The 11,537-nt window shown below is 76.0% G+C and carries 9 protein-coding genes; all 9 read left to right on the forward strand.

The features are described from left to right. Nucleotides 1-2: 2 nt before the first annotated feature. The 9 genes from ddaH to ACZ6JT_RS03275 all read left to right on the forward strand — a co-directional run bounded on the left by ddaH (nucleotide 3) and on the right by ACZ6JT_RS03275 (nucleotide 11,499). Nucleotides 3-851 (forward strand): dimethylargininase, encoded by an 849-nt coding sequence (ddaH, locus tag ACZ6JT_RS03235; protein WP_469206642.1) that lies wholly within the window; start codon nucleotides 3-5, stop codon nucleotides 849-851. Then, nucleotides 848-1,969: a TauD/TfdA family dioxygenase gene (locus tag ACZ6JT_RS03240; RefSeq protein WP_469206644.1), complete on the forward strand. Its 1,122-nt coding sequence runs from the start codon at nucleotides 848-850 to the stop codon at nucleotides 1,967-1,969. The genes ddaH and ACZ6JT_RS03240 overlap by 4 nt, the downstream gene beginning before the upstream one ends. Further along, nucleotides 1,962-3,752, forward strand: a complete 1,791-nt coding sequence (locus ACZ6JT_RS03245) for a non-ribosomal peptide synthetase (protein ID WP_469206646.1) — start codon at nucleotides 1,962-1,964, stop codon at nucleotides 3,750-3,752. The genes ACZ6JT_RS03240 and ACZ6JT_RS03245 overlap by 8 nt, the downstream gene beginning before the upstream one ends. Beyond that, nucleotides 3,749-4,567: a thioesterase II family protein gene (locus ACZ6JT_RS03250; RefSeq protein WP_469206648.1), complete on the forward strand. Its 819-nt coding sequence runs from the start codon at nucleotides 3,749-3,751 to the stop codon at nucleotides 4,565-4,567. Before ACZ6JT_RS03245 ends, ACZ6JT_RS03250 begins: the two co-directional genes overlap by 4 nt. Then, a complete protein-coding gene (gene hppD / locus ACZ6JT_RS03255; RefSeq protein WP_469206650.1) occupies nucleotides 4,564-5,646 on the forward strand; it encodes a 4-hydroxyphenylpyruvate dioxygenase in 1,083 nt (360 codons plus the stop codon). Before ACZ6JT_RS03250 ends, hppD begins: the two co-directional genes overlap by 4 nt. Next, entirely contained in the window at nucleotides 5,643-6,749 is a 1,107-nt protein-coding gene (locus ACZ6JT_RS03260; protein ID WP_469206652.1) for an alpha-hydroxy acid oxidase, read from the forward strand. The genes hppD and ACZ6JT_RS03260 overlap by 4 nt, the downstream gene beginning before the upstream one ends. Beyond that, nucleotides 6,746-8,059 carry an aminotransferase-like domain-containing protein gene (locus ACZ6JT_RS03265; protein ID WP_469206654.1) on the forward strand — a complete coding sequence of 438 codons (1,314 nt, stop codon included), beginning with the start codon at nucleotides 6,746-6,748 and terminating at the stop codon, nucleotides 8,057-8,059. The genes ACZ6JT_RS03260 and ACZ6JT_RS03265 overlap by 4 nt, the downstream gene beginning before the upstream one ends. Nucleotides 8,060-8,120: 61 nt before the next feature. After that, on the forward strand, nucleotides 8,121-9,647 hold the full coding sequence (locus tag ACZ6JT_RS03270; protein ID WP_469206656.1) for an AMP-binding protein: 1,527 nt from the start codon (nucleotides 8,121-8,123) through the stop codon (nucleotides 9,645-9,647). 52 nt (nucleotides 9,648-9,699) lie between these two features. Further along, entirely contained in the window at nucleotides 9,700-11,499 is a 1,800-nt protein-coding gene (locus ACZ6JT_RS03275) for a condensation domain-containing protein (RefSeq protein ID WP_469206658.1), read from the forward strand. Nucleotides 11,500-11,537 lie beyond the last annotated feature (38 nt).

The following is an 11,537-nucleotide window of genomic DNA, read 5'->3' on the forward strand; positions in this document are numbered from 1 at the left end:
CGATGACCGTCCCGCGCACCGCCCGTCCCCGGCACTACCTGATGTGCCGCCCGTCCCACTTCACCGTCGACTACCGCATCAACCCCTGGATGGACCCGGCCAAGCCGACCGACACCGACCTGGCCGTCCTGCAGTGGGAGCGGCTGTACGCCCTCTACCGGGAACTCGGGCACACCGTCGACCTGATCGACCCGGTTCCGGGGCTGCCCGACATGGTCTACTCGGCCAACGGTGCCACCGTGCTCGGCGACCGCGTCCTGATGGCCCGTTTCCGCCACCCCGAGCGCGCCGCCGAAGCCCCCGCCTACCAGGCCTGGTTCGAGGCCAACGGCTATGCCGAGGTGGTCGCCCCGGAGCACGTCAACGAGGGCGAGGGCGACTACCTGGTCGCCGGGTCCCGGATCCTGGCGGGCACCGGTTTCCGCACCGACCCGGCCTCGCACGCCGAGGCCGAACGGGTGCTCGGCGCCCCGGTGGTGGGCCTGACCCTGGTCGACCCGCGCTTCTACCACCTGGACACCGCCCTCGCCGTACTCGACGACGACGAGATCATGTACTTCCCCGGTGCCTTCTCGGCCGAGTCGCAGGCGGTGCTGCGCGAGCTGTACCCGGACGCGCTGCTGGCCACGGAGGAGGACGCCGAGGTCTTCGGGCTGAACGCCCTTTCCGATGGCCGGAACGTCCTGCTCGCCGAGGCCGCCCGCGGGCTCGCGGACCGGCTGGCCGAGCGCGGTTTCACACCGATCGGCGTCGACCTGTCCGAACTGTTCAAGGGCGGCGGCAGCGTCAAGTGCTGCACCCTGGAGCTCCGTCACGCCGCGCAGGCGCCGGCCGCGGGTGGTGCCGCATGAGCGCCTACCCGACCACCCCCGCAGCGGCCACCGCCGCCGGAGCCACCGCTGCCGGAGCCACCGCTGCCACGGCCACCGCCGCCGAGGCCGTGCCCTTCGCGGGCGTCCTCGACTGGCTGATCGAGCCCGGCGCCCCGGCCACCGTACGCGCGCCCCAGTTGGCCGACGCGGCCGCCGCGCGGGACTGGCTCGCCGAGCACCGCGCCGAACTGCGCGCCGGACTCGACCGGTTCGGCGCCGTGTACGTGAGCGGGCTGCCGGTCCGCGGCGTCGACGACTTCGCCGTCGTCCGCGACGAGCTGGTCCGCCGGGCCACCCCGTACCGCGAGAAGGCCACCCCCCGCAGCGACTTCGGTTCCGGCGTCTTCTCCTCCACCGACCTGCCCGCCGCGCAGGCGATCCGCCCGCACAACGAGAACAGCTACACGCTGACCTTCCCCGGCTTGCTGCTCTTCGGCTGCCTGACCGCCCCCGAGGAGGGCGGCGCGACACCCGTCACCGACTGCCGCGAGGTGCTGCGCTCGCTCCCCGCCGCTCTGGTCGAGCGGATGCGCGCCTCCGGCTGGATCCTGACCCGCACCTACTCCCAGACCCTCTCGGTCGCCTGGCAGTCGGCCTTCGGGGTCACCACCCGCGCGGAGGTCGAGGCGTACTGCGCCGAGAACGCCATCGGCTGCGCCTGGGACGAGGAGGGCACGCTGCGCACCAGCCAGGTCCGGCCGGGAATCGTCCGCCACCCGCGGACCGGGGACGAAGTCTGGTTCAACCACATGGCGTTCTGGAACAGCTTCTCGCTGGACGAGGAGCTGCGCGAGGTCCTGCTCGACGAACTCGGCCCCGGTGGGCTGCCCTTCGACACGGGTCTCGGTGACGGCGTCCCGCTGACGGAGGCGGACCTCGCGGTCGTCAACGCCGCCTACGAGCGGGCCACCGTACGCCGCGCCTGGCAGCCGGGGGACCTGCTGATCGTCGACAACGTCCTCACCGCGCACGGCCGGGACCCCTTCCGCGGCGACCGCCGGATCGTCGTCGCCATGGGCGACCCGGTCGCGGTGGCGGACTGCGCCCCGACCGTCGCCCCGCGCGCCGGAACCGTGGCGGCGGTGTCCCGTGGCTGAGCCGACGAACCTGGTGGAGCGGTTCCTGGAGACCGCCCGGACCTTCCCCGACCGGGCCGCGGTGCACGGCGCGGGCGGTGCCCTGACCTTCGAGGAACTGGCCGGGCGCACGGCCCGGCTGGCGGCGGCGCTGCGCGCGCTCGGCGTCCGCCCGGGCGACCGGGTCGGCGTGAGCCTGCCCCGCGGCACGGGCTGGGCCGTGGCCCCGCTGGCGGTGTGGCGGGCCGGTGCGGCCTACGTCCCGCTGGACCCGGCGTACCCCGGGGAGCGGCTCGCGCACATCGCGGCCGACGCCGGGCTGCGTGCGGTGGTCGCGCGGCCGGGTGCCGCGGCCGAGTGGGCCGAGGGCCTGCCGGTCCTGGACCCGGACACGGCCGCCCGGGACACGGCCGCCCCGGACCCGGCGACGCCTGCCGCGCAGGCCGACGCGGAGCCGTCCGGCCGTGCCGGGCACCCGGCCACCGCGGCCTACGTCATCCACACCTCGGGCTCCAGCGGACCGCCCAAGGGGGTGGAGGTCACCCACGCGAACGTCGCCGCCCTCGTCGCGGGCCTGGAAGAGCGGGGCGTCTACCCGTGCGGCCACCGGGTGGTCGCCTGGAACGCCAGTCTGTCCTTCGACGCGTCCGTGCAGCAGTGGGTCCGCGTGTGCCGCGGCGACACCCTGGTCGTCCTGGACGACGAGGACCGTACGGACCCGGCCCGGCTGGACGCGCTGCTCGACGCGCACGGCGTCACCGACCTCGACTGCACCCCCTCGCACTGGCGGCTGACCGGTCCGCGGCTGCGGCCCGGGCGTCCGCTGCGGCTGCTGCTGGGCGGCGAGCCGGTGCCGGCAGCGATGTGGCGGGCGCTGGCCGAGGACCCGGCCGTGGAGGCCTGGAACCTGTACGGCCCGACCGAGTGCACCGTCGACGCCACCGCGACCCGGATCACCGGGGCCGCCCCGCGCCTGGGCGAGCCGCTGGCCGGGGTCCGCGCGCAGGTCCTCGACGAGCGACTGCGGCCGGCCGCCACGGGCGAGCTGTACCTGGCCGGTCCGGGCGTGGCCCTCGGCTACGTCGGCCGGCCCGGGCTGACCGCCTCGCGGTTCGTCGCGGACCCGTTCGCCACCGACGGCAGCCGGATGTACCGCACGGGCGACCTGGTGCGCTGGCGGGCCGACTCCGGCCTGGAGTTCCTGCGCCGCACCGACCGGCAGCTCAAGGTCCGTGGCTTCCGGGTGGAGCCGGGCGAGCTGGAGGACCGGCTGCGCGGCCACGCGGCGGTGGAGGCGGCCGTCGCCGTGGCCCGGACCGGGCCGGACGGGGACACCCTCCTCGCGGCGTACTGCGTCCTGGCCCCCGGAGCCCGGGTGAGCGACGCGGAGCTGCGCCGGCACTGCGGGGCCGCGCTGCCCGCGTACTTCGTCCCGTCCGTCTTCGTCACGGTCGACGCGCTCCCGCTGACGCCGAACGGCAAGGTGGACACCGAGGCGCTGCCGCCGCTGCCGACGGCCCCCGCGGCCGGGCCGGAGTCCTCCGGGCGCGCCCCCGAGGGCCCGCTGGAGGAGCTGATCGCGGCCGTGTGGGCCGAGGTCCTCGGCCGGGACGGCGTCGACGCGGAGGCGAACTTCTTCGCGCTCGGCGGCCATTCGCTGCTGGCGCTGCGCGTGGTGTCCCGGCTGAAGAAGAACGCCGGGATCGCGCTGCGGACCAAGGACGTCTACCGCTTCCCCGTCCTCGCGGACCTGGCCCGGCACGCGCGGTCGGTGCACGCCTTGACCGTCGGGGGGGCCTCGTGAGCGTCCTCGACACCACCGCGGTGCGCCTGAAGGAGACCGCGGAGGGCGCGCCCACCCTGGTGTGCCTCGCCTTCTGCGGCGGAGGCACCGCCACCTTCCACGACTGGATCCCGGCCCTGCCGGACGGCGCCGGCCTGGTGGCCGTCTGCTATCCGGGGCGCGAGGGGCGGTTCGCCGAGGAGTTCGCCCGGACCTGGGACGCGCTCGCCACGGACGCCGCCGCCGGGGTCGCGGCGGTGGCCGGGCAGGGCCCGTACGTCCTGTTCGGGCACAGCATGGGCGGCTGGATGGCCTTCGACGTCACCGTACGGCTCGCGGCGGCGGGCGCGCCGCCGCCGCGCGCCCTGGTCGTCTCCGCCTGCAACGCCCCGGACCGCGGGGTGACCGATCAGGACCGGTTCCTGGCACAGGGACAGCGCGACGACGAGCTGCTCGGCTGGATGACCACCCACGGCCTGCTGCCCGAGCACGTCCTCTACGAGCCCGAGCTGACCGAGATGGCCGTGGAGCTGATGCGGGCCGACCTGGCCGCCCGGGACACCTTCACCCACACCCCCGGTGCCCGCACCGGCGTCCCGCTCCAGGTCTTCTCAGGGGACGCGGACCCGGTCATCGGCGAGGACGTGCGTGCGCGCTGGGCGGCGCTGACCGACGGCCCGTTCCGCCACGACGTCCTGCCCGGCGGCCACTTCTACACCCCGGAGGTGTGGCGGGGCCTGCCCGCCCGGATCGCCTCCCTGACGACCGGGGCCGCCCCGGCCCCCGCCCCCGGCCTCTCCGTGTCCGCCGCCCCTCGAGGGACGGCGGCCCCATGACGAACGGCAGCTCCATGACCTTCTCCCCCGCCTTCGGCATCAGCCACGTCGAGTCCTACGTCGCCGACCTCGCGTCGGCGACGGCCGAGATGACCGGCCGCTTCGGTTTCCTTGCGGTCGCCCGCGCCGCGTCCGCCGACGCGGAGTCCCTGCTCCTGCGCCAGGGCCGGATCTCCCTCGTCCTCACCCAGGCCCGCTCGCCGCACCACCCGGGCGCCGCCTACGTCCTGGCCCACGGCGACGGCGTCGCCGACATCGCGCTGAGCGTGCCCGACGTGGCCGCCGTCTTCGACGAGGCGGTCTCCCGCGGCGCGGTCCCCCTGACCGTGCCGCGCCGGCACCCCGACGGCCGCACCCGGGCCGTGATCGCCGGGTTCGGCGACGTCGTGCACACCCTCGTCGAGCCGGACCCGGCCGGCCTGCCCCCGGGCTTCACCCCGCTGCCGGACGCCGCCGCACCGGACGCGGACGGCGAACTCCTGGAGGAGCTGGACCACTTCGCGATCTGCCTGGCCGCCGGACAACTCGAGCGGACCGTGGAGTTCTACACCCGCGTCCTCGGCTTCCGCATGATCTTCCAGGAGCTCATCCGGGTCGGCGCGCAGGCCATGAACTCCAAGGTGGTGCAGAGCGCCTCCGGCGAGGTCACCCTGACCCTGATCGAGCCCGACACCGCCCGCGAGCCGGGGCAGATCGACCGGTTCCTCGCCGAGCACGGCGGCCCGGGCGTCCAGCACGTCGCCTTCGCCTCCCGGAACGTCGTCCGGGCGGTCTCGGCGCTGCGCGAACGCGGCGTGGAGTTCCTGAGCGTCCCCGACACCTACTACACGATGCTCGCGGACCGGCTCGACCTGGCCCGGCACTCCACGCAGGAGCTCCGGCGCATCAGCGTCCTGGTCGACGAGGACCACGACGGGCAGCTCTTCCAGATCTTCACCCGCTCCACCCACCCGCGCCGCACCCTCTTCCACGAGGTGATCGAGCGGTTCGGCGCCCGCACCTTCGGCAACGGCAACATCAAGGCTCTGTACGAGGCCGTCGAGGCCGAGCGGCTGGGCGCCGGAGAGGTCCTGCGGTGAGCGCCGGTCACGACACCGCGCAGGTCCCGGTCCGGCTGGAGGACTTCGCCGGACCCGCCCGCCGGGCCCTGCCCCCGGAGATCTGGGACTTCGTCGCGGGCGGCAGCGGCGAGGAGCTGACCCTGGCCGCCAACCGGGCCGCCCTGGACCGGATCCGCGTCGTCCCCCGCGTCCTGTCGGGCCCGAGGGTCCTCGACACCTCGGCCGAACTGCCGGGCGGCCGGGCGGCCCTGCCCGTGGCGGTCGCGCCGATGGCCTACCAGCGGCTGCTCCACCCCGAGGGCGAGCTGGCCACGGCCCGCGCGGCGGCGGCCGCCGGGGTGCCGTTCACCCTGAGCACGCTGAGCAGCGTGCCGGTGGAGGAGGTCACTGCGCTGGGCGGGGTCACCTGGTTCCAGCTGTACTGCCAGCGGGACCCCGGGCTCACCGCCGAGCTGGTGCGGCGCGCCGAGGACGCGGGCTGCGCAGCGGTGATGGTCACGGTGGACGTCCCCTCGATGGGCCGGCGCCTGCGCGACCTGCGCAACGGCTTCGCCCTGCCGGCGGGCGTGGCGGCCGCGCACCTCGACCCGGCCACGACCCGCCGGGCCGCCGAGCGCCGGGCCGGCACGTGCGCGGTGGCGGAGCACACCGCCGAGTCCTTCGCCCGCACCCTGGGCTGGGACGACCTGGCCCGGCTGCGGGAGCAGACGGAACTGCCCCTGATCGTCAAGGGGATCCTCGATCCGGGGGACGCCGCGACCGCGACCGCGGTCGGTGCGGACGCCGTCGTCGTCTCCAACCACGGCGGCCGCCAGCTCGACGGCGCGGTCGCCAGCGCGGACATGCTGCCCGCGGTCCGCGAGGCGGTCCCGCCGTCCTGCCGGCTGCTGCTGGACAGCGGGATCCGCGGCGGGACCGACGTCCTGAAGGCCCTGGCGCTCGGCGCGGACGGGGTGCTGCTGGGCCGGCCCGTCCTGTGGGGCCTGGCCGCGGACGGCACGGAAGGCGTGGCCGGGGTGCTGGGGCTGCTGGCGGCCGAACTGCGCTCCGCCCTGGAGCTGTCGGGCTGCGGCACCCCCGCGGACGCACCCTGGCTGACGACGCTGGGAGCGGGCCGGTGAACCGCACGGCCGTGGCCCTGGACCGGGCCGATCTGCACGCGTCCCTCGCAGACCCCGCGCTGCTCTCCATGACCTTCCTCAACGAGATCGCGGGACGGTTCCCCGAGGCGGTCTCCTTCGCCCCCGGCCGGCCGACGGAGGACTTCTTCGACCCGTCCGACCTGCACCGCTACCTCGACACGTACATCCGCCACCTCACTGCGGACAAGGGCTGCGACGAGGCCGGGGTGCGGCGGGAGCTGTTCCAGTACGGCCGCACCAAGGGCGTCGTGCACGAGCTGATCGCCCGTCACCTGGAGCAGGACGAGGGCATCGTCTGCGACCCGGAGGCCGTCCTGGTCACGGTGGGCGCCCAGGAGGCGCTGTGGCTCGTGCTGCGCGCCCTGAAGGCCGGCCCGCGGGACGTGGTGCTGGCCCTGGACCCGACGTACGTCGGACTGACGGGCGCCGCCCGGCTGCTGGACCTCCCGGTGCGGTCGGTGCCCGAGGGCCCCCGCGGGGTGCGTCCGGAGCAGGTGCGCGAGCGGATCCGCGAGGTCCGCGCGGCCGGGGAGCGGCCCCGGGCGCTGTACCTGGTGCCGGACTTCTCCAACCCGAGCGGCCACTCCCTGGACCCGGGGACGCGCCGGGAGCTGCTGGAGGTCGCGGAGCAGGAGGACGTGCTGCTGCTGGAGGACAACCCGTACGGGTACTTCCGGGTGGCGGACGACGACTCCCGGCCGCCGACGCTGAAGGCCCTCGACACCGGGCAACGGGTGGTCTACCTGGGCTCGCTGTCCAAGACCTGCTTCCCCGGCGCCCGGGTGGGCTTCGCCGTCGCGGACCAGCGGGTCACGGGGGCGGGCGGCCCGGCGCTGCTGGCCGACGAGCTGGCCCGGGCCAAGAGCATGCTGACCGTCAACACGTCGCCGGTGACGCAGGCGCTGGTCGGCGGCATGCTGCTGGAGCACGGCGGCAGCCTGCTGGAGGCCAACCGCCGCCAGATCGAGGTGTACCGGCGCAACCTGCGCTGTCTGCTCCAGGGGCTGCACCGGCGGTTCGCCGGGACGCCCGGGATCCGGTGGATCAGTCCGGCGGGCGGCTTCTTCGTCGTGCTCGACGTGCCGTTCCCGGTGACCGACGCCCTGGTCGAGGAGGCCGCCGTCCGGCACGGGGTGCTCTTCACACCGATGCGCCATTTCAGCGACCAGGACCGGGCCCGGCGCCAACTGCGCCTCTCGTGCAGCTCCTTGGACCCCGACCGGATCGAGGACGGGCTCGACCGGCTGGCCGCGCTGATCGACGAGCACGGCGCGGCACCGCGTGCCTGAACCCCTCGCCCCGCCCGCACCCCTCCCCGCTCTCCTCGCACCACCCCCAGAAGGGATTTCCATGCACACCGACGACGACCGCGGACCGCGGCATTCGCTCGTCCGGCCCCTGATCCGAGCCGTCCGGCGCGACCCCGCGGCGGTGGCCGTCGTCGACGGCGGCGTCGCCCGCACGTACGGCGAACTCGACCGCCTGTCGGCCGAGATCGCGGGCGGGCTCGCCGCCCGCGGCCTGGGACCGCACGACGTGGTCGCCGTCCACGGCGAACGGTCCTGGGAGCGCTGCGCCGCGGTGCTCGGCGCCTGGCGGGCCGGCCTGGGCGTGGTCTGCGTCGACCCGGGCATGCCCGCGCCGCGGGCCGCGCGGATCGCCCGGCTCTGCGCCCTGCTGGTCCGTCCCGACCACACCGCGCCGACCGGGCTCGGCCCCGCCGAGGTCGCCTTCGGCGAGCTGCGGGGCGCCCCGCTGGAGGAGCTGCGCGAGGGGACCGTCGGGTACGTCATCCCCACGTCCGGATCGACCGGTGAGCCCAAGTCGGTCGCCGTTCCCCCGTCGGTGCTGGCCGCGCTCGGCGACTGGCACGTGCGGCACTGGGCCCACGACCGCCCGCCGCACACCCTGCAGGCGGCCTCGATCGGCTTCGACGTGGGCTACCAGGAGATCGTCACCACCTGGCTGGCCGGGGCCGCGCTGGTCGTGGTCTCCGACGAGGAGCGCCAGGACCCCTTCGCGCTGATGGACCTGATCCGCGAACAGCGCGTCGCCCGGCTGTTCCTGCCGGTGGTGGGGCTGCACGCGCTGGCCACGGCCGCCGTGTTCGAACCGGACGCGATGCCCGACCTGCGGGAGATCGCGGTCGCGGGCGAACGCCTCGTCGTCAACTCCGAGGTGCGGGAGTTCTGCGCGGCCGCCGGGGTCTGCCTGGTCAACGAGTACGGGCCCAGCGAAACCCACGTCGTCACGCAGTACCGGCTGGACCCGCGGGAGGCCGCGTCCTGGCCCGAGCACCCGCCGATCGGCGGTGCCGTCGCCGGGGCGGAGCTGCTGCGCGAGGCGGACGGAGTGCTGCGGCCGTTCGCGGCGGGCGAGGAGGCGGAGCTGGTCGTCGGCGGGGGCAGTGTCGGCCTCGGCTACCTGGGCGACCCGGAGCTGACCGCGGCCCGCTTCCGGACCCTGCCCCACCGCGACGGGACCCCGCGCCGTACGTACGCCACGGGGGACGTCGTCCGGTTCGACGGGGCGGAGTTCCACTTCGTGGCGCGGGCCGACGACCAGCTCAAGGTGAGCGGGTACCGGGTCGAGCCCGGCGAGGTCGAGGCGGTCCTGGGCGCGGTCCCGGGGGTCCGCCGGGCCGTGGTGGTGACGGTGGAGGTCGCGGGTTCGCGCAGGCTCGCGGCCGTGTGGACCCGGACGGGGGCGGACGGTCCCGGGCCCGAGGAGCTGGCCGCGGCGTGCGCGGCGCACCTGCCCGCGTACATGGTGCCCCGGCACTTCCGGCCCGTGGAGGACCTGCCGGTGACCGCCAACGGAAAGGTCGACCGGGCCGCCCTGCGGGCGCTGTTCGCCCCGGCCCGCGCCGCCGTCTGACCAGCACGCGCAGGCCCGTGGAGGCCCGCGGCGAACGAGAACGAGGAAGACCATGAGTGGAATCGACGTGACCGAGGCGGAGCGGATCCTGTGCGGTGTCCTGGCGGACCTGTTCGCGCTCCCCGAGGTCGGCCCGCAGGACGGCTTCGTCCGGCTCGGCGGTGACAGCATCATCGCCGTGCAGGTGGTCGGCGCGGCCCGCCGCGCCGGGCTGCGCATCACCGTCCGGGACGTGCTGACCCTGCCGGACACGGCGGCGCTGGCCGCCGCCGCCCGGCCGATGGCCGGGCCCCTCCGGCCGGGCGGCGACGACGGGGTCGGGCCGCTCCGGCCGACGCCGGTGATGCACTGGCTCGACGAGCGCGGCGGACCCGCCGACCGCTACTACCAGTACCTGGTGGTGCGGACCCCGGCCGCACTGACCGGGCAGAGCGCGGCCGAAGTGCTCCAGGCGATCCTGGACCGGCACGACATGCTGCGCGTGGTCCGGGACGGCTCCGGCTGGCGGACCCGCCCGGCCGGATCGGTGCGCGCCGCACAGTGCCTGCGCCGGGTGGCGACGGAGGGCCGCGAGGCCACCGTCGAGGAGGTCGGGCGGGAGGTGCACGCGGCCCGCGACCGGCTCTCGGTGGGCGGCGGGGTGATCGGGCAGGCCGTCTGGTTCGACGCCGGGGCCGACCTGCCCGGGGCGCTGGCCCTGGTCGTCAACCACGTGGTCGTGGACGGGATCTCCTGGCGGGTGCTGACCGGCGACCTCACCCGGGCCTGGGAGGCGGTCGCCGCCGGACGGGCCCCCGCCGGCGCCCTCGACCCGGTGGCCACCTCGTTCCGTCGCTGGTCCGAGCTGCTCACCGCGGAGGCGGCCGGGGACCGGACCGCGGCCGAAGCCCCGTACTGGCGCGATGTGGTGCGGCCGGGTGCGGGCATCACGGGCCGCCGTCCGCTGGACCCGGCCCGCGACCACGAGGACCGTGCCGGGCACCTCGCCCTGAGCCTGCCCGCGGCGACGGCCGGGCCGCTGCTGACGTCGGTGGCCGACCGGCTGGGCGCCGACGCCAACGAGGTGCTGCTGACCGGGCTCTCCCTGGCCCTGGCCCGGTGGCAGCCCTGTGGCCCTGAGGTGCTGGTGGAGCTGGAGGGCCACGGCCGCGAGGACATCGGCGGCGAGGCCGACCTCTCCCGTACCGTCGGCTGGTTCACCACCCTCTTCCCCACCCGCTTCGCCCTGGACGGCCTGGGCACGGCGGACGCCGAGGACGGCGGCCCCACCGCCGCCGAGGCACTGCGGCGGGTCCGGGAGCAGCTGCGGGCGATCCCGCGCAAGGGCATCGGGTACGGCCTGCTGCGCCACCTCGACCCGGTCGTGGGCAGGGAGCTCGCCGTGGCGGCGCCCGCGGGCCTCGGCTTCAACTACCTGGGCCGGCTGGGCGGTCCGGGCGGCGGCGACTGGCAGCTGCTGCCGGCCCACGGGGCCCGGCTCGACGCCCCCGGCCCGGGCATGCCGATGGCGCACGCCGTCGAGGTGAACGCCTTCGTCCTGGAGTCGGCGGACGGACCCGTCCTACACGCCGACTGGGCCTGGGCCGACGGCGTCCACGACGAGGCGGAGGTCCGGGCGCTGGCCGAGGGCTGGTTCCGGATGCTCGGCGCCCTCGTCGTCCACGCCGACCGCACGGGCCCCGCGGTCCCGTCCACCGCCCGGCCCACCGTCGCGTCCGCCGTCCCGGCCGCCGTCCCGGCCGCCGTCCCGTCCACCGTCGCGTCCGCCGTCCCGCCCGCCTCCGGCCTGACGCTCGACGCGATCGGCCAGGACGAACTGGACGACCTCGCGGCCTCCCTCGACCTCCTCTGACCCCGACCGGACCGCACCCCCGCCCCGCCGCCGTTCTC

It is taken from the genome of Streptomyces sp. NPDC046308 (genome assembly GCF_055588065.1).